Raw genomic sequence first — 22,761 nt, forward strand, 5'->3', positions numbered from 1 at the left:
GAGGCGTAATGCGAGGTTTGGCGGTAAGGCGAGAGGGCATTGATTCGGTGCCGCTTATTCCGCTAAAAGAGTCGCTGCCGTCGACAGCCGGGTGACATTCCTTGTGCTGTTGGGTGACGCATGGCCGGCCGTGTGATTCCGGTCGGCAATCACGCAAATCTCGAAAGGGAAGGCATTGCGGAATCTCATCATCGTCGGCACGTTGCTCGCCTTCGCCGTCACCGCCTTCTCCTGTGTGGCGTTCGCCGATGAACGCCGAGCGCATTCAACGTCTCGTGACCTCACCATTGATCTGACCGCCACCGGCGCGAGTGAATACAACATCGATCACGCGGGCCGGGGCCTGCGGCTGCCCGAGATACAGCACGAGCGCGCGGCGGCGGCCGGCCAGACCGAGGGCTTCTACGTCACCGGAATCATCCGGGCGGACATGCGGGTCTCCCAGGTCAAGCCCTACCTGGACGCCCGGACGTCCACCGGCTCGAGAGTGATGCTCGAGCTGCGCGGCCGGCTGACCGGCGGAAAATGGACGGAGTGGAGAGAGTCGTCGGCGGACGGCCAGGCGATCGTCCTGCCGCACCCCGCGGAGAGTGTGCAGGCCAGGATCACCCTGCTTCGCGACGAGGGCGCCGCCAGCCCGGAGGTGAAGAGCCTGCGCCTGGTTCTCGTGGCCGACCAGAGCGCGGCCGAGCGGCGGCAGGGCCGTAAGCCCTTTTCGAGCCGGGTGTTCGCCACGAGAATAGGACTGGTCGGCGGCACGACCGCGAACGGGCACACGATCCAGCCGTCGGACCGCTTCGTCGCCCTGCCTTCACGTCGCGCGCTCAATATCGCGATCGACGATCGGGCCTACGAGGTGCGGGTCTGCCACAAGAAGAGGTGCACCGTGGCACCGGTGTGGGACGTCGGGCCGTGGAACATCCGTGACGACTACTGGAACGTGCGATCGGTGCGCCAGATGTGGAAAGACCTGCCGCGCGGCCGGCCGCAAGCAGAAAGCGCCTATCTCCAGGGTCACAACCAGGGTCTCGACGACCGTTCGAGAAAGGTCCTCAACCCAGCCGGTATTGATCTCGCGGACGGGATCTTCTGGAAAGATCTCGGCATGACCACCAACGGCTGGGTCAAGGTCACATACTTGTGGACTGGTGCGGACTCACAAGCATGAAGAGGGCCCGGCTTTTTCTGCGCCCAAACTTGAGGAAGGCATTTCAAGTTCGACGCAACGCCGGGCCCAGGATGGAAGGGAAAGCCCATCCACGTGGCGGGCGACCACATAGAGAACTGTAGCCGATGCTCCCTGCCGGATAGCCCACATGGTGATCCCTGGAGGTTTTCCAGACCACTTCTCGACAATTTTCGGCGGTTAGTTATGCCGCCGCCGCATCTGGAAACCGGGACAAGGGATAAAGTCGCGCATGGGCTCCGGCTATCGGCCCAGGGTGACGCGGTAGTCCTCCACCTCGCCCGTGGCGGCCCAGCCCGAAGGCGTGGCCAGCGTTTCCGGGGTCGCGGCCGCACGCAGCCGCACCCACGACGTGCCGTACTTCACCGCGCGCGGTGTGGTCCATGTCAGCACGGGCCTGGACGACCCGGCCGGCGCCGAGACCGACGCTCTTTCCGAGGGCTGGAAGGCGCCGTCGCCGTTGAAGTCGATCCATCCGGCCAGGACGGCCGCCGACGCGCTCCTCATCGGGACCGGCATGCGGATCTGGTGACCTTGCTGGGCCCGCAGCGTGCCTTCCGGCAGGACGTCCGCGGCACCGTCGTCGACGTCGGCGGGGACGCCCCTGGGCGTGAAGCTGATGGTGTTGGGGATGTCCGCCGTGACGTCGGCTCCGATCGACAGGGCCGAGATCGAGTGCGTCGCCGCTCCGTACGACGCAGGCGCGTCCGACGCGTCCTCCTCGAACGTGACGCGGAAGACACCCCAGACGAACGGATCACCCGCGGGGAGTCCACGACGGACGTTGCGGGCGAGAAGGTCCAGCGTGAACGAAGAGATCATGCCATTGACCTGCGCGGTTCCGCACATGTAGACCACGCCGCAGGTCGTCTCCTGCTCGGGGCCGACGGCTGCGGGGGCGATGACACGGGGGCTGACCTCAAAACCGGGGAAGCCGGCCACCTTGGTGAAGGTGGGGCTGCCTGCGCCGCCCTGGGCCATGCGCAATCCGGGCCAATAGTCTTCGCGGTTTCCCGACTTGTCGGCGCTGGCGCCTCCCGTCCCCGCGACATGGAGTCGCGGGTTGCGCACCGGCTTGGAGAAGCTGAAGGTCAGGCTCGCGACGTCGCTCCATCCGTTGGGCCGAACCCGGAAACCCTCGTACAGGTCACTGATTCCCGCGGCCGCTTTCGCGTTGACCGGAATCAGGTACTCGTCCGCGGGTGCCTTCGCGTTGGCCGGCAGAACCTCGGCCTGGGTGATCCGGGTTCCCGAGGCCATCTTCTTGACGACCGTCATGGTGATCCCGGAGGGCGCGACCGCGCGGGCTCGCTCCGGTGAATTCACCATGGCCCACGGAGAGGTGGCGGAGTCCTTGCCTGCGCTGTGGCTCTTACCGGGTTGTGCCGCGGCGAATGCGATGGACGAGGGTGCTGCGGCCACAAGAACCGTTGACAGCAGGATGACCATGGATCGCGAGAATCCATTCCGCTGGTAGTGCAATCTGCTTACCCTTTCATGCGTGCGCAGGTGACGTTCTTTCAGGAAGGCGATTCAGCGAAACGGCTGAGGAAGGGCATGCTCGTGCGACACCCATGTCGGCTTCGCTTGGAATGCTGCCCGGTGTCCGTACTCCAAAGCAACTGGACCGGAGGTGGCGCGACATAAAGTTCTGGCAAGCGGTGGCCGCCGATGAATGGTTAAAGGAATGAGCGGCTTTCACGCTCGCGACGGGCTCGGGATTGTTCTTCTCGGCGTTTCGCGTCCGCCCCGCCTTCGTCTACCGGCGGTGGACCGCGACCGAGTCGATCTGAAAGGTGAAGGGGCTGGACGTCTGAGGCGACGCGTGCAGCCGTCCGTCGTCGACGGACAGGTTGACGATCAAGTGTGCTCGGAACCCGGGGCCGACGCCGAACCTGTCGGCGAACACCCTTCTCATCCGGCCGCGGGTCGAGCCGACGTACCAGGTCACCTGGCGGCGGCCGAGGTGGACGGCCACGTTCAACCACTTGCCCCGGTCGACGACGGCGGGGTCGGTCCAGTACTTCCCGTCACCGCGGAGGTGATTGACGAACTCCAGCGTGTGGGGCCGGTCGGAGTGCCATTCGAAGAGGTCGACCTCATTGCCTCCCTCCCGCCAGGTCCAGATGCCTGGCCAGGCTCCGGTGTTGGAGCGGGGGAGCTTGACGCGGGCCGTCACGAGGTCGTCCGTGATCACCTCGAAGCCGAGCCCTCCGGAACCGCAGGAGTCACCGGTGGTCACGAGCCCGGTCTGCCATCGCCCGTCACGAGCCTTCGAGGCCGTGATGCGCAGCCTGCCGCGGGAGAAGGCGAGCGCGCGCTTGGACAGCAGGTCCAGCTTGTTGTTGTCCGGGTTGGTCCGGCAGTCGGGATAGGCGCCCGTCTGCCAGCCCCACGGCATGGCCGGGCCTACGCGCCCATAGGTGAACGGTTCGTTCAGGACCGGTCGGCGGCCCTGCCACGATCGCGGCCCTGGCCCGCTCGCCTCGTCATTCGCCGGCGGGAAGCCGGCGATCCCGAGGGAGCTCTTCGCCGGCCGGAAGCCGTCTTCGCGAAAGCCGGCCAGACCGCAGGCGGACGTGGTCAGGACCAGCAGGACCACGGCTGCGGCGTGAGCCAGGCGAGGGCGTTCGCGGGCGGCCCGTGAGAGGAGCCAAGAGGTGAGGCCGGCAGGATTCACGCTACTCCCGGTAGTCAGCGGCGCTCCTGCACGGCAGCGACTGGGCTGATCGGGGGCTTGCACTCTGGAGCGCGGAGCGCGGGGATCCGGCCTGCCGCGTTTGGGTGAGAAGAACCGTTCCGGCCGGAGCCGGAGGCGATGGTCAGGCCCCCGGGGCGACGACGAGCGTTGCCAGGCACAGTCGTCGTCGGCCCCAGGATGGATAGCCATGACGGAGTGAGACCACCGAGTGGGAGCGAAGCGGGCACCTTCACCACTCTCGGTGGTTCGCACTGTCAAGATCTCATTCGTTCCGGCCGTGGTTGGGTCTCCACGGCCTGAGGTGGTTCTGCGGGAGCCAGCCGGCATGGGCACTGGTCGGCTTTCCCCGCGGGAAGTGCTGAAGCCACACTCGCTTCGCGCACGACAACAGGCACCGTGTCATTGCTGCGGCGACGATAGTGGCTTCAAGTTCGTCTGGCCGGAGACGAAGAACGTTCCGGGCTCAGCACTGCCTTGAGGTCTTAGGAGCCGGCCAGGTTCGGAAGGCCGCCGGTCGAGCCGGTCGTCGACTGCAGCGTGTCCCCGACCATGTCGGGAACGCCCTTGGTCTGAGTCAGCGGGGACGACAGCGGGTTTTCGACGAGCGGGGCGATCTCGTCGAGAGGAACGTCCGTCTTCGACCTCTGAGGCTGGATCGCCGGAGCCCCGATGACGGGCTCAAGCTCGTTGGCCACCGCGTCCGGCACCGCCGACTTGAGCGCGTCCGTGGGCCCGTTCAGCAGGTCGCCGGTGGGAACAGCGGCGAGCTGACCGGTGGCGGTCCTGGCCATGTAGGAGGCCTGGTCGGTGTGGGCGGCCAGCCGGTCGGTGACCTGCGGGACGGCCGCGCCCGTCACCGGCGCCAGGGCCGGAGAGGTCGTGACGGCCTCGGTGCGACCCGTCACGGCCCCGAGCATGCCGGGCATGGGGTCGGCCTCGTGGCTCAGCCCGACGATCTCGCGTCCGTCGAGCAGGGCCAGGCGCATGGGGGCGCTCCCGGCGCCGGTCAGCCCGTCGGCCTTGGTCCAGGGCATCACGCCGGCGGCCTGCGCCGCGTCGTTGAGCGGCACGCCGTTGCGGAAAGCGCCCTGCGGCAGGAGCCGAGCGGCACCGTCGAGGGACTGGGCGGCCCCGTCGGTCGAACGGGTGAGCCCGTCCAGAGGGCTCTTGCTTCCGGTCAGGGAGGTGACCGGGCCCGTGAGCGACATGATCGGGTTCTGACCCTTGCCGCCGAGCAGGCTGCCGCCTCCGCCGAGCAGCCCGCTGACCGGGTCTCCCGCGTCGGCTACGGATTGGGCCTGGGCGGTGCCGGCCAATGCTGCGGCCATTCCAAGGCACGCGACTGCCATGGACGCACCCTTGAGTACGCGATTCATATTTGCCTTTCCGGCGTTGTGATCGATTTCATTCATCACGAAGCGTGACTCGCGAACCGATTACTCCGAATACCGCGACGCCTGTTACTGCGGGCACTACGCAATGGGCGCCGCGGTCGAGCTACCCGAGAAGTTCTATCACCGCCGCTCCGCGACAATCGCTGCCCTTGAACGAAGCGAGAACAGGCTTTGACTTCATTGCCTTGTATGCGCGCGGCCGAATGCGGCGCCGATCCTGCTTGCCCCATACCGGACAACGCGCCTTCTGAGCCACATAGTGGATGGGCCACCCCGGAGAGGGGGTGAGCAGCGCCTTCGGAGGGAGAAGGCCGTACTTGCCCGGATATATCCCTTCATTCGAAAGGTAAGTGATATTCAATCACGCACACGGGCGGATCAGGACCTCCGGCAGCGAAGAATGCACAGCTCGACCCGGCTTTGTTTGACACCACTTCCCGGCTCGCCGAATTTCGCCGACCCGGCAATGGAGAAATGTTTGCCGACAACTGAATATTTCGCAGACCGTCAATAAGTCGCAGATGCCGTTCGCCCGGATACCATCTCAATGATCTTGGGATGCGAATGACTCCTATTCCTTCTTGTCCTCGCGCCAGCACCTGAGAGAAACCCTCGACTCCCTGGCCTACCGCGACCAGCACTGCTGTAGCGCCGGCATGTGACCGCGATCTTTGGAGACAACAGATGGCCATTGCTGTTGGCACCAGCGACCCAGCCGAAGGTATGCCGGGCCCTCCTTCTGCACCCGGGACTCCCTCCATGCGCCCGGTCCCGGCCTCGGGCCGGCGAGCACGACAGGCTCTGCGTGGACTCGCCCGCAACAGCTGGGTCTTCTGCCGTGAAGGCGCCTGCCTCCTGTCCGCCGCCGCCCTGACCGGGTGGACCACGACCAACACACTGGTCGCGATCACGCTCGTCTACGCCCTGGTCGTCCTCATCACGCCGCCCCGATCGAGCACCGCGGTGTTGCGGTTCGCTCCAGGCCTGCTGGTGGCGGCGTTGTGCGCGCTGAGTCTCGAATCCTGGGCGTGCGCGTCCGTTCCGGCGGGCCCCTCGACGACCTGGCTCCTGACAGGCGTGGCCTACGTGGTGCTCACGAGCCTGGTCCGCGGGGCGGAAGCCGCCAGGGCCGCCCTGCTGCGCAGGAGCCGTCCGCGCAGGACGGTCATCGTCGCCGAGGGCGAGCACGGCATGGCCTTGGCGCAGATGCTCCAGCGATGCCCTGAGTACGGGATGGAGCCGGTCGCCGTCGTGGACGGCGGCGAGGCAGGCGTCGAGGCCGGCTCCGGGCTGCCGCTGCCGGCTTCGCCTGCCGACTGCCTGCAGACGGTACGGCGTTCCGCGGCGAGCGTTCTCCTTCTGGCGGGCCGGCCCACGCTTTCCCGGGCGGAGCTGCAGGATCTCGACCGGGACGGTTGCCAGGTCATGTTCGCGCCGGAACCCGGCGACTTCGTCCAGGACTTCGTCCCGACCGGCCAGGAGCTGGGCAGCTTCCCCCTGCTGGCCCTGACGCCCTCCGCCCCGAGACGGCCCTGGTGGACGGTCAAGCGGGTGTGCGACGTCGTGCTGGCGTCGCTGCTTCTGCTCCTGTGCGCGCCCGTGCTCGTGGCATGCCTGCTGGCCGCCTGGGTCGAGGGCGGCCGGGGCGTCCTGTTCCGCCAGGTGCGCATCGGCATGAACGGCCGTCCCTTCGAGATGCTGAAGATCCGGACACTCAAGCAGACCAGCGCCCACGATTCGGCGACCAGGTGGGCGGCCGGCGAGTCCACCCGCACCGGCCCGATCGGCGGCTTCCTGCGTCGCACATCCCTCGACGAGCTCCCGCAGTTGTGGAACGTGGTCACGGGCAGGATGTCGCTGGTAGGCCCGCGTCCAGAGCGCCCCTACTTCGTGGCCCAGTTCTCCCGGCAGATTCCCCACTACGAGCGGCGCCACCGCGTACCCGTCGGGATCACCGGCTGGGCGCAGGTCCATGGTCTGCGGGGTGACACCTCGATCGCCGAGCGGGCGCGCCTGGACAACTACTACATCGACAAGTGGTCGCCGATCCTGGATCTGAAGATCATCATCAGGACGATCGGCTGCGTGTTCCGGCTGGGCGGGGCGTAGTGCCCCCGATGCAACCAGGTGTGGTGATCGAACCCGCGAAGGTCTCCCATGCGCCGCGGCCACGATGGCTGCGGCCGAGCTGGTTCGCCGTCGTGACAGTGGGGCTGGTGTGCCTGCCGCAGGGCCGCTCCCAGCTCGGGGCGGCCTTCAACGTCACTCCCGCGGACGTCGCCGCGGGGGTGCTGGTCGGCGTGGCGGGATTGAGCGCGCTTGTTCATCGGCAGCGCCTGCCCAGGGGTGTCGTCCTGCTGCTCCTGCCCGCGATGGCCGTCGTCCTGGCCACGCTCGCCTCCACCGACGTCATCGCCTCGCTGCCCGGGTTCGTCCGCTACGTGGAGATCTTCGTCCTGGTGCCCCTCGCGGTGGCCATCGTCGTCCGCGACGCCTTCGACCTGCGCCTGGTGGCTGGGGCCGTCGTGTTCGCCGCCCTCGTCCAGGCCGCAGTGGGCTGCTGGCAGTCGGCCACCGAGAGCGGCGCCTCCTACGCGGGGCTCTCCATCCGCGCGGTCGGCACCTTCGGCTCGTCCGACATCATGGGCATGTCGACCGTCGTCAGCTACGGATTCGTCATCGCGTTGGCCGTCGCCCTGTCGCAGCGGGGCTGGATACGCACCGCCGCCGTCGTCGTGGTGGCCTTCCTGTCCCTCGCGCTCGTGCTGTCCCTCAGCCGTGGTGCCTGGCTGGCCTGCCTCATGGCGGCCGTCATCATGCTGATTCTGTCGGGGTGGCGCAAGCTGCTGGGCGTGGCCTGCCTCGCCTGTCTGGTGGTGGGCGCCGGCCTGGCCGGCGGGTGGGGATCGACGACGCTCAAGGAGCGCGTGGAGTCTCTGGCCTCGGTCTCCTCGCAGCCCGACCAGTCCGTCAACGACCGGTACGGGCTGTGGGAGGCGGCGACGGGGATCTGGCGAGATCATCCCATCGTGGGCGTGGGCCCCCGCGGGTTCGTCGCCTTCCGTGACACCTACGCCCCCTTGCAGGTCTCGGCCGGCAGCGACATCGCCGATCCGGTCAACGGGTTCCAACGCCAGGAGCTGCGCTCGCCGCACAACATGTACCTGCTGGTCCTGAGCGAGCAGGGACTGATCGGGCTCCTGGCCTTCGTCCTGCTGTGGGGCGGACTGCTGGTGTACACCCTCAGGCGAAGGTCGCTCGGCGACCCGGCTCCAGAACGTGCCGCGACGCCGGCGGCGATCGGCCTGCTGGCCTGGCAGTCCACCAACTTCCTCTACTCCGACATCGGCGGACCTCCCACCGTCGCCATGTCGATCATGCTCGGCCTGCTGACCTGCTGGGCGCTGGGCACCTGGACCCGGGCGGCGGCATGATGGTGGTCGCCGACGTCAAGGGATCGCAGTCGCGCGAGAGCAAGGTGGTCGCCCGCGCGGCCACCGTGACCACCCTGCTGTTCATCGCCGGGTCGGCTTCCGGTTTCGCCCGGGACCTCCTGCTGGCCAACCTCTTCGGCGCCGGGGCGGGCACCGACGCCTTCATGGTCGCCTGGAGCGTTCCCGAGACCGCCGCGCCCCTCCTCATCGAGGGCGCGCTGTCCTTCCTGCTCATCCCCTACTTCAGCCGGGCGGTCGAAGCCGGCCAGTCGTTGAACCACGTCGTCTGGGCCATGCTGCCGAAGGCCGCGTTCGCGCTGGTCCTGCTGACCGGTGTCACGGCCGCGGCCGCGCCGCTGATCACCCGCGCCATCGCTCCAGGGATGCAGGAGCACGCGCTGGCCAGCCAGAGCATGCAGGTCATCTCGCTGACCGTCCTCGGCTTCGGGCTCACCGGGCTGTGCAGCGCCGCGCTGCGCACCCAGAAGATCTTCGGCCCGGCGGCGGCCATCTACCTCGTCTACAACGCCGCCATCATCGCCGCCATCGCCATCGGCCACGACCGGTGGGGCATCATCTCCGCGGCCTACGGCGTCGCCCTCGGCAGCCTGCTCATGGTGCTGATCCAGGCCCCCGCCCTCCTCACCCACGTCGGGCCACCGGTTCGCAGCAGGTACCACACGGCCATCCCCTGGATGTTGTTCGCGCCCATCGCGGTCTACACCCTCGTACGGCAGGCCCAGGTGTTCGTGGAGCGTTTCGTCGGTTCGTCGCTTCCCGCCGGGTCGATCTCGTACCTCAACTACGCCCAGAAGATCGCCCAGGTGCCCATGGTGGCCTCCCTCGTCCTCGCCACGATCTCCTTTCCCCTCCTGGCCCGCAGCCTCGCCGCGGGCGATCATGCGGCGGCGGCCAGGCGGGTCATGGCCGACGCGCGGGTGGCGGCGACCCTCGTCCTGCTGTCGACCGCCTTCTTCGTGGCCCACGCGCCCGACGTGGTGGGCCTGCTGCTGGAGCACGGCGCCTTCACCGCCGCCGACACCCAGGCCACGGCCTGGAGCCTGCGCCTGTACTGCCTCGGCCTCATGGGCCAGGCCCTGGTCGGGGTCCTGTGCCGCGTCTACTTCTGCGGGACGCGACCGGCCTGGTATCCGGCGCTCGTCATGGCGGCCGGTCTGATCGTGACCGGGCTGGCCGCTCCCCTCCTGACGGCGCCCCTGGGAGTGGGCGGCATCGCGCTGGCCAACGCGGCCGGGATCTCGCTGACCGCGCTGCTCCTGCTGCGGGGGATGCGAGGGCCCATCCGGGTGTTTCCCCAGGCCGCGCTCCTGAGCACGCTGGCCAGGCTCAGCGTGGCGGCCGCGGCCGCCGCCGGCGGGGCGTTCCTGCTCCGCCCTGTCTCCGCCACGTGGCCCCTGGCCGTGGCGGTGCCGTTCGAAGCGGTCGTGACGACCGCGCTGTTCGCGGTCGGCGCGGTCCTGACCGGTTGCCGACGGGATCTCAGCCTGACGCTGAGACGAGGTGGAGAGGAGTCGTGACCATGAGCCCAACCAGGCAACAGGTCCTCATGTACCACTCGGTCGACGATTACCAAGAGGACCCCTATCTCATCACGGTCAAGCCGCAGCGCTTCAGGGCGCAGATGGCGTGGCTGAAACGGCACCGGCTTCGAGGCGTCAGCATGAAGGAGCTCCTGCGGGCCCAGAAGGCGGCCCGCGCTGACCGGCTCGTCGGCCTGACCTTCGACGACGGCTACGCCGACTTCGCCATCCACGCGCTGCCCGTGCTCCTGCAGCACGGCTTCACGGCGACCGTGTTCGCCGTCACCTCCCGCCTGGGCGGCGACAACAGCTGGGATCCGCTCGGACCGCGCAAGCCCCTGATGGACGCCCAGCAGCTGCGGGCGATAACCGGCCACGGCATGGAGGTCGGTTCTCACACCCAGACCCATCTGTCGCTTCCCGGCGCGACCGCGGCCGAGATTCGCGCCGAGGTGGAGGACAGCCGCCAGCAGCTGAGTGCCGTGCTCGGCCACGAGGTGACCGGTCTGGCCTACCCGTACGGCCACGCCGATCGGGCCGCGATCGACGCGGTGCGCGCGGCCGGCTACACCTATGCCTGCGGCATCAAGCCCGACGGGGCCGACCGCTACTGCCTGCCGCGTACCCACGTCGGCGACCGGGACCGCTATCTGCGGCTCAAGGCCAAGCGGGCACTGCATCGCTGGACCTGGGGACGGCAGCGATGAAGATCTTGCATGTCATCACCGGCCTGGAGGCCGGCGGTGCGGAACGCCAGCTACGTGACCTCGTGGCGCGTCAGCGCTTCGCCTCGGAGGTGGCGGTACTCACCCGGCCGGGGTTGATCAGCCAGGTCATGCAGGCCGACGGGGTCAAGGTCCATCACCTCGGCATGAGGAACAACCGGGACGTGCGTGTCCTGGTGCCCCTGTGGCGCCTGGTGCGCAGCGGCGGCTACGACGTGATCCACACCCACCTGTTCCGCGCGGGCCTGTACGGCCGGATCGCCGCCTGGATGGCCGGGACCTCCGTCGTCGTCGCCAGCGAGCACTCCATCGGAGACCAACACTTCGAAGGGCGTCGTATCACCGGTGCCATCCGCGCGCTGTCGCGGGCCGTGGAACGGCTGGGGAACGTGACCATCGCCGTTTCGTCGGCCGCTGCCCGGCGGCTGGCCGGTTGGGGGATCCCCGCCGAGCGCATCGAGGTGATCGCCAACGGTGTCGACGCGAAGGCCTTCGCCTTCGATCCCGCCGTACGGCAGAGCACACGCACTCAGCTGACCATCCCGTCCGGCGGCATCGTCGTGGGCGCGGTCGGCAGGCTGGAGCCGGGCAAACGGTTCGACGTGCTCATCGAGGCCATCGCGACGATTCCCGACACGGTGCTGCTCCTGGTGGGCGACGGGCCGGAGCGCGCCAGGCTGGTCGAGCTCGCCCGACGGCTGGGCATCCTCCATCGCGTCATCCTGACGGGCGCGAGCGACGAGGTACCGGCGTTGTTGTCGGCCATGGACGTCTTCGCCGCCCCCTCCCAGGAGGAAACCTTCGGCCTGGCGGTCATCGAGGCGATGGCCTGCGGCCTGCCCGTTCTCTACAGCGCCTGCCCGGCACTGGAGGAACTGCCCGCGGACGCGGCACCGGGCGCCCGGCGCCTGCCCTCCACCGCCGAGCACTACCACCGCGCCATCAGCGACCTGATCCACACGGGGATCTCACGGCTGCCGCCTTCACCGGCAGTCGCCCACTACAGCATCGAACTCCATGTGGAGCGTGTCGAGGCGCTGTACACCCGCGTCCGCGACCAGCGGTCGCAGTCGAAAGTCATCTCGCCGGCAGGGAGAAAGCAATGATGGTTTTTGTTCGCCGCGCGTCGGGCCTGGCCCGGCGATGGTGGCCGCAGGGCTGTGCCGTGATGCTGGGGCTGTGCGGAGGATTGCTGTACAACACGCTGTCGGTGCCCAGCTATTCTGCCCAGGCCCATGTGGTCGTCGTGGCCAACGATCGGTCCGTTCCCGAGCAGACGACGAGTTTCGCGCAGGCCTACACGCGGATCGCCACCCAGCCCACCGTCATCCGTGCCGCTCTCCGCCCTGAGCTTCCGGCCAAGACCGTCAGCCAGCTGCAGCGCAGCATGCGCGTCTCGACCTCTCCTGACGCCCCTCTCATCGGGCTGTCGGTCTCGGCCCCCCGGGCGGATCAGGCCGCCGCCCAGGCCAACGCCCTCGCTCAGGCCCTGATCAGCTACGCGGCCACGCACGTCAAGGACACCGGGGTGCGGATCGCGAGCCTGACCCCCGCCATGCCCCCGGAGGAACAAGCCGGACTCGAGGGATGGCTCATCGTGGTGGTGGGTGGCGCGGCGGGGCTCCTCCTGGGCGCCCTGTACTACCTGATCTCACCGCCCCGCCGTACCAGCGGCCCGAAGGGGTCCCCCGGCCGCACCGGCGAGAGCCCCCGGGCACGCCCCGCCAAGCGGACGGTCCAGGCATGAGCACGGACACCCACCTGTCCCAGCGACCCGCCGCACCGGGACGGCACAGCTGGCGGACGGTCCTCATCACCGACGGCTCCCAGTTGCAGGCGCTCAAACCGGAGTGGGATGCGCTGTACCTGCGCTGCCCCATGGCCACGCCCTTCCAGTCGCACTCGTGGGTCAGCTCCTGGTGGCGCCACTACGGCGGGCACGAACAGCTCTTCGTCCTTCTTGTCACCGACGACTCGACCCAGGGGCTTCGCGGCGTGCTCGCGCTCACCAGGTCGAACCGGTGGGGATGCCGGGTCCTTCGCCCGGTGGCCGCCCCCTTGACGGACTACACGGACATCCTGCTGGATCCACTCGATCCTGGCGCGCTCGCCCAGACGGCCGCGGACGCGCTGTTGCGGACGCGGGGCTGGGATGCCATGGACTTTCCCGAAGTGCGCCCTGGCAGCGCGCTGGAGTCGATGCTCGCCTGCTGGCCGCGACGTCACTGGACCATGGACGCCTCCGCCTGCCTGTCCATGCCGGCCCGCCCGCTGACGGAGCAGCTGGCCTGCCTGAGCGGCCGCAACGCGAGCAACCTGCGCCGGGCCCTGCGCAAGGTGGACGGGCTGGGCGTCCACGTCTCCCACGTCGGCGCCGAGCAGGTGCCGGCCGCCATGGAGCAGTTGCTGGAGTTGCACGCCCGGCAGTGGGCCGGGCGCGCCATCAACCAGGAGCATCTGCGTCCGCGTTTCCACCGGCACCTCACGCAGGCCGCCACCGAGCTCGTCGCCGCAGGCGGCGCCGCCCTGACGCAGTTCTGGGTCGGCGAGCGCCTGGTCGCGGCGGACTTCCGCATCATCGGCAGGGACTTCGCGGGCGGATACCTCTATGGCGCCGATCCCTGGTTGCGGACGACCGGCATCGACACCTTCGCCATGATCTTGCATCATGGCCTGCTGCACGCCAGCGAGCAGGGCCTGACCACGTTGAGCCTGTTGCGCGGCGCCGAGCCGCACAAGATCAAGTGGGGGGCGGAGCCCGTCCAGAACCACCGGATGATCTTCGGACGGACGGTGCGGGCGAACGGCTACGTGGCGGCCGTCAAGGCGCGCCTCCATGCCGCGCGGACCCTCAAGCAGCACTTCCCTCGCCTGGCCGGCGCCAGGGCCGCTTCGTCCGCCTCCCCGCCCTCCCCACACTAAGGACTGTTCATGGCCGCTGGTCGTCTTTCGGTCTTGCACGTCACCCAACCGGTCGAGGCCGGAGTCGCCGGCTATGTGAAGACAGCCGCGCTCAGCCAGGTCCGGCGTGGGTGGACGGTCACCGTCGCCTCACCCACGATCGGGACGTTCGCCGCCCAGCTCACCCGGAGCGGTGTCGTCCACCACGCCTGGGAAGCCCACCGATCACCCGCGACAGGGTGCCTGGACGAGTCGCGCCGCCTCCGCCAGATCCTCAAGGAGGTCGATCCCGATGTCGTGCACCTGCACTCGGCCAAGGCCGGCCTCGTGGGCCGGCTGGTGCTCCGGGGACGCAGGCCGACCCTCTTCCAGCCCCATGGCTGGTCCTGGCTCGCCTGCACCGGCGGCATGACGAGGGCGGCCATCGCTTGGGAGCGGGCGGCTCTGCGATGGAGCACGGCGGTGGTGTGCGTGGGAGAGGGCGAAGCGGCCCTGGGAGCCGCGCGAGGCCTGCGCGACCGGCTCGTCGTGATCCGCAACGGCGTGGACCTCGACCGTTTCGCCCCTGCGGGTGAAGAGGCCCGGCTCGCCGCCCGCGTCGCGCTCGGCATCCCCTCGCAGGCTCGCCTGGCGCTGTGCGTCGGCCGCCTGGCCCCGCAGAAGGGCCAGGACCTGCTGCTGCGCGCCTGGCCCGCCATCCGGGACGGCCGCCCCGACGCCCTCCTGGCCCTGGTGGGCGACGGTGAGCTCGAGCCGCGCCTGCGGGCGTCGGCGTCTCCTGACGTCCGGTTCGTGGGCGCCGTCGGCGACGCACGCTCGTGGTACGCCGCATGCGACGTCGTGGTCATGCCCTCACGCTGGGAGGGCCTGCCCCTGACCGCCTTGGAGGCCATGGCCACGGGCCGTGGCGTGGTGGCCTTCGACGTGCCGGGCCTGGCCGAGATCGTCCGTCCGGGCACGGGTGCCCTCGTCCCCGCAGGAGATCACCAGGCGCTCGGCCGGGCGCTGGGTGAACGGCTCGACGATCCGGTGCTGATGTGGGACGAGGGCCAGCAGGCGGTGATCCGCGGCAAGGACTTCGACATGGGAGAGACCATGGACCGCCTGGCGGACCTGACCATGAAGGTGGCCGGGCGGGACTGACCCGCCCGGCCTTCGGGCTACTCCTCCATCTGCCTGCCGACCGAGAACGGCTGCGGGGCGAGCCCCGGTATCGGTTCCGGCGTGACCGGTGCCTGGACGGTGGTGTTCGTGGCGACGACGAAGGACAGCAGGTTCTGCCAGATGGCGGCGATCCAGCCGAACACGCTGCTGGGCGCGGTCGCCACGGAGGTGATCGACGGCGGCAGTGCGACACCGCTGTGGGGCGCCACGATCGACGGCGGAACCACCGACGGCACGATCGGCGACGGCACTGTCGGCACCACCACCGACGGCACTGTCAGTGACGGTACGGCCTGCGAGGGCAGGGCCTTCGAGGGCCGCTCGCGCTCCGAGGCGAGCGCGGCCGTCGAAGCACTCGGCCGCGGGACCCTGGGCGAGGGTACGGACGGCGACGGCACGGACGTCTCCGAGGTCGAAGGCACCGAGGTCGAGGGCACGGCGAGCGAGGGCTCCGACGGCGTCGCCGTCGTCGGCCGCTTGGATGGCTTGGGCACGATCGCCTCGATCGTCTCCTTGACGTCCTCCGAGGTCTCCGGGTCCGGTGACCGTACGGGCGAAGCCGACGCAAGCGTGGGCGTGACCGTGGGCGTGGGCGTTTCGAGTTCGGGCGTCGCCGTGGCAGGAGGCGTCACCGACGCGTCAGCAGACGGTACGGCGGTGGCCGAAAGGCTCGGCTCGGGGCTCAGCACGCTCTGCGACGGCGTGGCCGAAGCGGTCAGGCTGCTGGTGGGATCCGGCGTCACCTCGGGAGGCAGGCTGGGGATCATGCGCTGTACGGCTGCGCGGAAGTCCGCCGACGAGCGCGGGTTGGAGGGGCACTGCCACACCCCATGAGGGCAGTAGTCGGACAGCGAGTGATAGACGACGTTGTGCCGGTCGATCCAGTCCAGCATCTGGCGCACGTAGTCGGGCCTGTCGCCGAATCGGAACAGTCCCCACTCGGGGAACGACATGGGTTTGCCGTGGGCCGCGGCGAACTGGGCGTGATGCTGCAGCCCGTAGGGCTGGGCGATGTAGTCCTGGAAGCTCTTGAACGGCGGCTGGTCGTAGTGATCCAGGCCGATGATGTCGACGACGTCGTCCCCCGGGTAGCAGTCGGTCCACGGAATGGCGTCGCGACCCCGGTTGGCCGTGAAGTCGAAGCGGAACTTCTGGCCGGGCACCGATCGCATGACGGTGACGATCCTGCGCCAGTAGGCCTTCCATGCCGTCGGGTCGGGGCCGCACCGGCTGGAGTAGGTGGTTCCGTTCATCTCCCAGCCCAGGACGATGATGGAGTCGCCGGCGTTGTCCGTGACCAGGCGGCGGGCCAGGTGCTTGAAGGTGAGGTCGAAGGCCCCGCCGGCGCCGGCGTTGAGCAGAACCGACACTGCGGCGTCCGACAGGCGGCCCTCGTTGGGCGCCACCATGGGGACGTTGATGGCGAGAATGCGTCCTGGCTTGGCGGCGCGCCAGCGCGTCCAGGGGCGCAAGATGAAATCCGGACCGAGGAAGGCTGCCCAGGTCTCTCCCGGGATGTAGGTGCGGCCGACCGTGACCTCGCGACCCAGCCAGCGTTCGAATCCCGGCAACCGAGCTGTTCCCCGGGCGTCGGAGCCGGTGAACACACCCAGCGCCGGCTCTGGCGTGAGGTTGACGGGTTTCACTGGCTCGGCCTGCGCCCAGGAGTGAACGGCGAGGGCCGTCACGAGAACAGAAGCAGCCGCCGTTGCTCCTTTGCTCCAAGGCTTGTGAGGCTTGTCCATTTTCATGCTAATAACTCACCGTTCGCGCACGTCGCAGTATTGCTGAGTGGCTTATTCCCCCGGACGCAACGCGAGAACATCAAATCTCTGCCGATGTTTCGCAAGCAATACATAAGATGTCGGAGTTGGGGCGGTTTGTAGGATTTGTCACCTCGCTCGGCGCCTTTGGGGAAGCAGAGGTGGATAAATAGCGCCCTCATGAAAAAGGCCGGCCGGGACCCGTGATAGGAAAGCTTGGTGAACGATTCCCTGCGTCCACATCATTACGCCTCCGGCCGGGGTGATTCTGGCGCGACAACCAGAACTCCCGCCGTGGTGGTACGGATGGATAGCAATCCTTTTCACCACGGTACCCTGGCCGCCATCCGGTCGCTGGGCCGGCTGGGTGTCGACGTTCACGCCGTCATTGCGGAACCTTACGGCCCGGCCGCCCGGTCGAATTATCTCGCCTCGTGTCATAGCTGGCTCGATGCCCCGACGCGCGCCGAAAGCTTCCTTTCCACCCTGAACGCCATCGCCGATCAGATTGGCGGCCGGCCCGTCCTGCTTCCCATGGACGACATCACCGCGATCTACATGGCCGAGCACGCCGGCGTCCTGACCAGCGGCTTTCGTCTGTCAGAACCGGCGGCGACGCTTCCCGAGCAACTCGCCAACAAACGAACACTGGCCGCCATCTGCAATGAGTTCGACATTCCCCACCCGGAAACGCGTGTCGTCGAAACTCCCGCCGACTGGCTGCACGTCGAGCGCACCTATGAATTCCCCCTGGTGGCCAAGTGGGCCCAGCCGTGGCGAGTCACCTTCGGCAACGGCCTGCGCAGCACCTCCGTCATCGACACGCCTGCCGACCTCCAGGCGCTGAAAGCCCTGGCCCCGCGCCAGGACAGCGAACTTCTGCTGCAGCAGTACATCGCGCCGGCCCCGGGGACGGACTGGTTCCTCCACGGCTACTTCGGCCGTGACTCGTCACGCGACTTCGTGGGCACCGGCAGGAAGGAGAGATCCCACCCGCCGGCCGCCGGAATCACCACGCTGGGCCGATGGCTGCCCAATCAGAAACTCGCGCACATGGGCAGGAAACTGGTCGACGCCCTGCAATTCACGGGCATCCTGGATCTGGATTTCCGTTACAACCCCCGAGACGGCAGATATTATCTGCTCGATTTCAATCCTCGCGTCGGAGCCCAGTTCCGGCTGTTCGACGACACGAACCAGATCGACGTCATTCGCGCGGCCTATTTCGACCTCGCCGGACATCCCTGCCACCCTGGCGCCCCCTCTTATGGCCGCACCTATGTGGTCGAGAACTACGACCTGCTGAGAAAACTGGTGCGCGGGCAGAAACCTCGCGGGCCGCGAACTCCCGGCTGGTTCACCTCGGTGCGTCGGGCGGACGAGCTGGCCTGGTACGCCTCCGACGACCACGAGCCATTTTTCGGCATGATCAAACAATCTTTCCTGCACGCCCTGAAACAGCGCCGATAAACGAAGGATCAGATGACGATGAACAATGTTGACGTAGCTGTTGTCGGCGCGGGCCCCTATGGTCTTTCTGTTGCTGCGCACGCGATCGAAGCAGGACTCGACGTCCGCGTCTACGGCAGGCCGATGAACGCGTGGGACAAACACATGCCCGTGGGCATGCTCCTGAAGTCGGAGCCGTTCGCCTCCCACCTCGCCGACCCCGCCCGGCGCTTCACGCTGGCCGCCTTCTGCGAGACGTACGGGTTTCCCTACGCCTACGCCCAGCCCACGCCCGTCGAACGATTCGTCGACTACGGGCGCTGGTTCGCCGACCACAACGTGGGCGACCGGGTCTCATCCACCGACGTCACGAGCGTCGAGCGCGACGGCGATCTCTTCCTGCTCACCCTGGCGACGGGTGACCAGGTGCGCTCTCGCTGCGTGGTCCTGGCCGTGGGATTCCTGCCCTTCTCCCGCACGCCCGAGCCGCTGCGTGGTCTGCCGGGATCGCTGCAGGCCCACAGCAGCCAGGTGCACGATCTCGGCGAATACGCGGGGCAGAAGGTGGCGGTGATCGGAGCCGGGCAGTCGGCCATCGAGACCGCCAGCCTCCTCAAGGAGGCCGGGGCCCACCCCTACCTCGTCGCCCGCACCGAGCGCCTGCTGTGGAACTCCACCCCCGTCGCCGATCGCGGCCTCCTGTCGAGGTGCCTCGCCCCGCAGTCGGGTCTCGGCACCGGCTGGCGATCGTGGACGTGGTCGGAAAGGCCGGAACTGGTGCGTCACCTTCCCGAAAAGGTCCGCCACCACATCGTCCGCACCACGCTCGGACCCGCGGGCTCGTGGTGGCTGAAAGACCGCTTCGCCGGCGTGGAGACCATCCTCGGGGCCCAGGTCATGCAGGCCGAGGCGCAGGAAGGGGTGAGCCTGTCCCTGCGGCGATCGTCAGGCGAGGCCTCGCGGCTCCAGGTCGACCGCGTCATCGCAGCGACCGGGTACGCCGTCGACCTGCGCCGGATGGCGCTGTTGTCGCCCCTGCTCCGGAACGCCGTGGACCACCGGCTGCAGTTGCCCGTGCTGAGCAAGGATTTCGAGACGTCCGTTCCCGGCCTGTTCATGGTGGGGCTCGCGGCGGCGGCCACCTTCGGTCCCGTCATGCGATTCGTTCACGGCGCCCGGTTCGCGGCCGCCACGGTCGCTCCGGCCCTTCTCGAGCACGTGACCGGGGCGCGATACCCGCGCGTCGTCCCGCTCCAGCGGGCCGTCAGGAACGGCAGCAGCGTCCGCTAGGCGGATCGCCCGGTCGCCGGACCGGTGGTCGCCGAACGTTGGTCGACGGCTTCCGGCCGTGTGCCGTCTCGTCACGGCGCCCGGCCGCGCACGCCCGCCGGCCGTGTCCCTGGACAGAGCCCAGCCGCCCGCGGCGACTGGGCCTGGCCCCGCGTGCCGTACGCCTTGACCGACGTACGGCGAGCGGCTTTCGTCCGGCGGGCGGGCTCCCGTACGGCGGGCGGCCTTCCGTGCGGCGGGCGGCCTTCCGTGCGGCGGGCGGCGCTTGCACAGCTGCCGTACGGCCGGCGATCTCGTGCGGTGCTCAGCGCACCTCGGCGATGAGCTCCACCTCGACCGGCGCGTCCAGCGGCAGCGAGGCGACGCCGACGGCGCTGCGCGCGTGCTTGCCCGCCTCCCCGAAGACCTCCGCGAGCAGCTCGCTGGCGCCGTTGCCGACGGCGGGCTGCTGGGTGAAGTCCGGCGTGCTGGCGACGAACACGACGACCTTGACGATCCGCGCGACCTGCGACAGCTCGCCCACGTTGGACTTGAGCGCGGCGATCGCGTTGAGCGCGCAGATGCGGGCCAGCTCGGCGCCCTCCTCCAGGCTGATCTCGGCGCCGACCTTGCCGGTGGCCTTGATCTTGCCCTCCACCATCGGCACCTGGCCCGAGGTGTAGACCAGGTTGCCGGTGCGCACGGCGGGCACGTAGGCGGCCAGCGGCGGCACGACCTCGGGCAGGGTCAGGCCGAGCTCGGCGACACGCTCCTCGGGGGTGCTCACGCCTTCTCCCGCTTGAAGTAGGCGACGAGGTTGTCGCCGCTGGGGCCGGGCACGAGCTGGACGAGCTCCCAGCCGTCCTCGCCGAAGTTGTCGAGGATCATCTTCTCCCGGTGCAGCAAGACCGGGGCGACGGAGTACTCCCATTTCTTCATGTCGCTCAGCGTAGTGTGAGACAGGTCAAAGGCTCCTCTGAGGTTTCAGCAAGTGACCGTTCGGTAGCCTTCCAATCGTGGACCGCGATACGGATTGGGATGGCGTCCGACTGCACGTCGTCACTGGGAAGGGTGGCACGGGCAAGACGACCGTCGCCGCTGCCCTGGCCCTCGCCCTGGCCTCCGGCGGCCGCAAGGTGCTGCTCGTGGAGGTCGAGGGCAGGCAGGGCATCGCCCAGATCTTCGACCTGCCGCCGCTGCCGTACGAGGAACGGCGGATCGCGGTGGCGCCGGGGGGCGGCGACGTCTACGCGCTGGCGATCGACCCGGAAGAAGCCATGCTCGAGTACATGGAGATGTTCTACGGCATGCGGCGCGCCGGTCGCGCGCTGACCCGGATGGGCATCGTGGACTTCGCGACGACGGTGGCCCCCGGCTTCCGCGACGTGCTGGTCACCGGCAAGACGACCGAGGCGGTCAGGCGCAAGGACCGCAACGGGCGCCGCGTCTACGACGCCGTCGTGCTCGACGCACCGCCCACCGGCCGCATCACGCGCTTCCTGAACGTCACCAAGGAGGTCGCGGGTCTGGCCAAGGTGGGACCGATCAAGAATCACTCCGATCTTGTTTCGGGCGTGGTGAAAAGCCCGGAAACGGCCGTGCACTTCGTCACATTGCTCGAAGAGATGCCGGTGCAGGAGACGCTCGACGGCATTGCCGAATTGCGTGAGGCAGGACTGCCCGCCGGTGGCGTATTCGTCAACATGGTGCGTGAATCACAGCTTCCGCAGGCCGTTCTTGACACGGCTGTCAAGGGCAGATTCGACGTCGGCGAGCTCGCGCTGGGCCTCAAGGCCGCCGGCCTGGCCGACGGGGCGGCCGACGCCTCCAAGGCGGCGGAGGCCCTGCTGGAGGAGATCGTCGAGCACGCCAGGCGCACCGAGCTCGAGCTCAAGGAGCGGGAGGCGCTCGTCGAGACGGGCACCCCGCGCTACGAGCTGAACCTGCTGGCCGACGGGGTCGATCTGGCCGGGCTCTACGAGCTCGCGGAAAGCATGCGCAACCAGGGGGCGGCGTGATTCGCAAGGCACCGGTTCTCGACGTCGACGCCATCCTCGACGACCGGGCGACCAGGATCATCGTGTGCTGCGGCTCCGGCGGCGTGGGCAAGACCACGACCGCCGCGGCCCTGGGCCTGCGCGCGGCCGAGCGCGGGCGGTGCGCCGTGGTGCTCACCGTCGACCCCGCCCGCCGCCTGGCCCAGTCGATGGGGCTGACCGAGCTCGACAACACCCCGCGCGAGGTCGCCTCGTACGACAACGGCGGGAAGCTGTTCGCGATGATGCTCGACATGAAGCGGACCTTCGACGAGATCATCGAGGCGCACGCCGACCCCGAGCGTGCCAGGCAGATCCTGACGAACCCCTTCTACCAGTCGTTGTCGTCGTCGTTCTCCGGTACGCAGGAGTACATGGCGATGGAGAAGCTCGGCCAGCTGCGCCGGTCGGGCGAGTGGGATCTCATCATCGTGGACACGCCGCCGTCGAGGTCGGCGCTGGACTTCCTCGATGCGCCCGAGCGGCTGGGACGTTTCCTGGACGGGCGATTCATCCGCCTGTTGACGGCACCCGCCAAGGCCGGAGGCCGTAGCGCCTTCAAGCTGCTCAACGCCGGCTTCGGCCTCGTCGCCGGGGCGATGACCAAGCTGCTCGGCGCCCAGGTGCTCAAGGACCTGCAGACCTTCGTCTCCGCCCTCGACGCCGTCTTCGGCGGCTTCCGCCAGCGCGCCGAGATGACCTACAAGCTGCTCCAGGCGCAGGGAACCGCGTTCATCGTGGTCGCCGCTCCCGAGCGCGACGCCATGCGCGAGGCCGCCTACTTCGTCGAGCGCCTGGCCGAGGAGCGCATGCCGCTGGCCGGGCTCGTGGTCAACCGCGTGCACACCTCGCCCGTCTCCGGCCTGTCGGCCGCCCGCAGCACGGCCGCGGCCGAGGAGCTGGAGGCCCGCGGCGAGCACGAACTGACCGCCGCGGTGCTGCGCCTGCACGCCGGCCGCATGCAGCTCGCCGCGCGCGAAGGGCGCGAGCAGGACCACTTCGTCTCCGCCCATCCCACCGTGCCGGTGGCCCAGGTGCCCGCCATGTCGCAGGACGTGCACGACCTCGACGGGCTCCGGGCGATCGGCGACCTGATGGCCAAGGCGTCGTGAAGTCCTACGGACACACCTGGGTCGTGAAGGCCTCCGGACACAGCTGTACGGCAGGCGGACAGATCATCCGCCTGCCGTAGCAGTGT

The 22,761-nt window shown here is 68.8% G+C and carries 19 protein-coding genes; 13 read left to right on the forward strand and 6 right to left on the reverse strand.

From position 1 onward, the window contains the following. The first annotated feature begins 175 nt into the window (after positions 1 to 175). The gene (locus HNR30_RS13540) at positions 176 to 1,168 is read left to right on the forward strand and encodes a DUF8814 domain-containing protein (protein WP_181610195.1); all 993 of its coding nucleotides are present in this window, start codon (positions 176 to 178) and stop codon (positions 1,166 to 1,168) included. A 261-nt stretch (positions 1,169 to 1,429) separates the two neighbouring features. Here HNR30_RS13540 and HNR30_RS13545 read toward each other — a convergent pair whose 3' ends face one another. From HNR30_RS13545 to HNR30_RS13555, 3 genes are all read right to left on the reverse strand, one after another. Then, positions 1,430 to 2,635: a GEVED domain-containing protein gene (locus tag HNR30_RS13545; RefSeq protein ID WP_181610196.1), complete on the reverse strand. Its 1,206-nt coding sequence runs from the start codon at positions 2,633 to 2,635 to the stop codon at positions 1,430 to 1,432. Between the two features lie 310 nt (positions 2,636 to 2,945). Beyond that, the gene (locus HNR30_RS13550) at positions 2,946 to 3,587 is read right to left on the reverse strand and encodes a LamG domain-containing protein (protein ID WP_246378557.1); all 642 of its coding nucleotides are present in this window, start codon (positions 3,585 to 3,587) and stop codon (positions 2,946 to 2,948) included. A 782-nt stretch (positions 3,588 to 4,369) separates the two neighbouring features. Next, positions 4,370 to 5,236 (reverse strand): hypothetical protein, encoded by an 867-nt coding sequence (locus HNR30_RS13555; RefSeq protein WP_181610198.1) that lies wholly within the window; start codon positions 5,234 to 5,236, stop codon positions 4,370 to 4,372. Between the two features lie 804 nt (positions 5,237 to 6,040). On the opposite strand from HNR30_RS13555, the gene HNR30_RS13560 reads away from it, so the two are divergent. The 8 genes from HNR30_RS13560 to HNR30_RS13595 are packed head-to-tail and all read left to right on the forward strand — an operon-like array spanning position 6,041 to position 15,025. Beyond that, positions 6,041 to 7,390 (forward strand): sugar transferase, encoded by a 1,350-nt coding sequence (locus HNR30_RS13560; protein WP_181610199.1) that lies wholly within the window; start codon positions 6,041 to 6,043, stop codon positions 7,388 to 7,390. Between the two features lie 23 nt (positions 7,391 to 7,413). After that, positions 7,414 to 8,715 carry an O-antigen ligase family protein gene (locus tag HNR30_RS50105; protein ID WP_220133566.1) on the forward strand — a complete coding sequence of 434 codons (1,302 nt, stop codon included), beginning with the start codon at positions 7,414 to 7,416 and terminating at the stop codon, positions 8,713 to 8,715. After that, on the forward strand, positions 8,712 to 10,253 hold the full coding sequence (gene murJ, locus HNR30_RS13570; protein WP_181610201.1) for a murein biosynthesis integral membrane protein MurJ: 1,542 nt from the start codon (positions 8,712 to 8,714) through the stop codon (positions 10,251 to 10,253). The genes HNR30_RS50105 and murJ overlap by 4 nt, the downstream gene beginning before the upstream one ends. A 2-nt stretch (positions 10,254 to 10,255) precedes the next feature. After that, positions 10,256 to 10,963, forward strand: a complete 708-nt coding sequence (locus tag HNR30_RS13575; RefSeq protein WP_220133567.1) for a polysaccharide deacetylase family protein — start codon at positions 10,256 to 10,258, stop codon at positions 10,961 to 10,963. Then, positions 10,960 to 12,087: a glycosyltransferase gene (locus HNR30_RS13580; RefSeq protein WP_181610202.1), complete on the forward strand. Its 1,128-nt coding sequence runs from the start codon at positions 10,960 to 10,962 to the stop codon at positions 12,085 to 12,087. The genes HNR30_RS13575 and HNR30_RS13580 overlap by 4 nt, the downstream gene beginning before the upstream one ends. Continuing rightward, complete coding sequence (locus HNR30_RS13585) at positions 12,084 to 12,728, forward strand: YveK family protein (protein ID WP_181610203.1); 645 nt, start codon at positions 12,084 to 12,086, stop codon at positions 12,726 to 12,728. The genes HNR30_RS13580 and HNR30_RS13585 overlap by 4 nt, the downstream gene beginning before the upstream one ends. Further along, entirely contained in the window at positions 12,725 to 13,903 is a 1,179-nt protein-coding gene (locus tag HNR30_RS13590) for a GNAT family N-acetyltransferase (RefSeq protein WP_181610204.1), read from the forward strand. Before HNR30_RS13585 ends, HNR30_RS13590 begins: the two co-directional genes overlap by 4 nt. A gap of 33 nt (positions 13,904 to 13,936) precedes the next feature. Then, complete coding sequence (locus HNR30_RS13595; protein WP_181610205.1) at positions 13,937 to 15,025, forward strand: glycosyltransferase; 1,089 nt, start codon at positions 13,937 to 13,939, stop codon at positions 15,023 to 15,025. A gap of 17 nt (positions 15,026 to 15,042) precedes the next feature. Here the strand turns inward: HNR30_RS13595 and HNR30_RS13600 are convergent, their stop codons facing one another. Next, positions 15,043 to 16,692, reverse strand: coding sequence for a glycoside hydrolase family 26 protein (locus HNR30_RS13600; RefSeq protein ID WP_312894392.1), 1,650 nt, complete (start codon positions 16,690 to 16,692; stop codon positions 15,043 to 15,045). Positions 16,693 to 17,115: 423 nt separating this feature from the next. Between HNR30_RS13600 and HNR30_RS13605 the strand changes: the two genes are divergently transcribed. Both HNR30_RS13605 and HNR30_RS13610 read left to right on the forward strand, forming a co-directional pair. Next, on the forward strand, positions 17,116 to 18,279 hold the full coding sequence (locus HNR30_RS13605; protein WP_181610207.1) for a carboxylate--amine ligase: 1,164 nt from the start codon (positions 17,116 to 17,118) through the stop codon (positions 18,277 to 18,279). Between the two features lie 18 nt (positions 18,280 to 18,297). Continuing rightward, the gene (locus HNR30_RS13610) at positions 18,298 to 19,548 is read left to right on the forward strand and encodes an NAD(P)-binding domain-containing protein (RefSeq protein WP_246378559.1); all 1,251 of its coding nucleotides are present in this window, start codon (positions 18,298 to 18,300) and stop codon (positions 19,546 to 19,548) included. Positions 19,549 to 19,852: 304 nt separating this feature from the next. Here the strand turns inward: HNR30_RS13610 and HNR30_RS13615 are convergent, their stop codons facing one another. Both HNR30_RS13615 and sp36 read right to left on the reverse strand, forming a co-directional pair. After that, the gene (locus HNR30_RS13615) at positions 19,853 to 20,314 is read right to left on the reverse strand and encodes a RidA family protein (RefSeq protein WP_181610209.1); all 462 of its coding nucleotides are present in this window, start codon (positions 20,312 to 20,314) and stop codon (positions 19,853 to 19,855) included. After that, positions 20,311 to 20,466 (reverse strand): Sp36 family protein, encoded by a 156-nt coding sequence (sp36, locus tag HNR30_RS47685; RefSeq protein ID WP_181610210.1) that lies wholly within the window; start codon positions 20,464 to 20,466, stop codon positions 20,311 to 20,313. Before sp36 ends, HNR30_RS13615 begins: the two co-directional genes overlap by 4 nt. Positions 20,467 to 20,540: 74 nt before the next feature. Here sp36 and bagA point away from each other — a divergent pair, with 74 nt between their 5' ends. After that, positions 20,541 to 21,545 (forward strand): ATPase BagA, encoded by a 1,005-nt coding sequence (bagA, locus tag HNR30_RS13625; RefSeq protein WP_181611083.1) that lies wholly within the window; start codon positions 20,541 to 20,543, stop codon positions 21,543 to 21,545. Continuing rightward, positions 21,545 to 22,675, forward strand: coding sequence for an ATPase BagB (gene bagB, locus HNR30_RS13630; RefSeq protein ID WP_181611082.1), 1,131 nt, complete (start codon positions 21,545 to 21,547; stop codon positions 22,673 to 22,675). Before bagA ends, bagB begins: the two co-directional genes overlap by 1 nt. Positions 22,676 to 22,761 lie beyond the last annotated feature (86 nt).

The organism is Nonomuraea soli (genome assembly GCF_013761175.1).
Taxonomy (GTDB): Bacteria; Actinomycetota; Actinomycetes; order Streptosporangiales; family Streptosporangiaceae; genus Nonomuraea; species Nonomuraea soli.